Annotated in this window: 1 protein-coding gene; it reads right to left on the bottom strand. The window is 63.9% G+C overall.

Annotated features, from left to right (window positions below; translation table 11 throughout):
- The coding region (locus NKI61_RS32840; RefSeq protein ID WP_352842427.1) for an IS256 family transposase at positions 1-718 on the bottom strand (718 nt) is incomplete at both ends.

The following is a 718-nucleotide window of genomic DNA, read 5'->3' as shown; positions in this document are numbered from 1 at the left end:
ATATAGCGGTTGGCCTCCATCCAGTTTTCGTTGGTTTCGACGGCCAGCGCCCTGACCAGGCGCAGGCAGCTTTCGGCGTTCGGGAAGATGCGCACGACATAGGTGCGCCGGCGGATTTCCTCGTTGAGCCGTTCAAGCATGTTGGTGGACTTGAGGTGCTTGTGATGCTGACGCGGCAGCCGGAAGAAAGTCAGCGTCTGTTCTATGGCTTCTTCCGCCCAGGTGGTCAGCCGCGGGTAGCGGGCGGACCATTTGGACAGCCACGCGGCGAGATCGGCCTTGGCCTCGGCGAGATCGCGCCGGTCGTAGAGCCAGCGCAGTTCCTGCAGACAATCGTCGCCGTGCTTCCTGGGCAGGTGATCGAGCGCGTTCCTGAGGAAGTGGACGTAGCAGCGCTGCCATGCTGCTTCCGGGATCACCTCGCCGATCGCCGCGACCAGGCCGGCATGGTCGTCGGACACGGCCAGTTCGACGCCCTTGAGACCGCGTCGTTTCAAGCCGACGAGGAAGTCCTTCCAGGCCGAGCGGCTCTCGCGATTGGCCATCTCCACGGCCAGGATCTGCCGGCGCCCGTCCCAGTCGATGCCGACCGCGATCAGCACCGCCTGGCTCATCACGATGCCGGCTTCGCGCACTTTCTCGTAGCGGGCATCGAGAATGAGGTAGGGGAATGGCTCCTGAAGCGGTCGTTCGGCAAACGCCTTCAGGCTCTCGTCCA

It is taken from the genome of Mesorhizobium sp. M0514 (assembly GCF_040321145.1).
Classification (GTDB): Bacteria; Pseudomonadota; Alphaproteobacteria; order Rhizobiales; family Rhizobiaceae; genus Mesorhizobium.
Note: the sequence above shows the minus strand (reverse complement) of the source record. Positions and strands in the feature narration are given on the sequence as shown.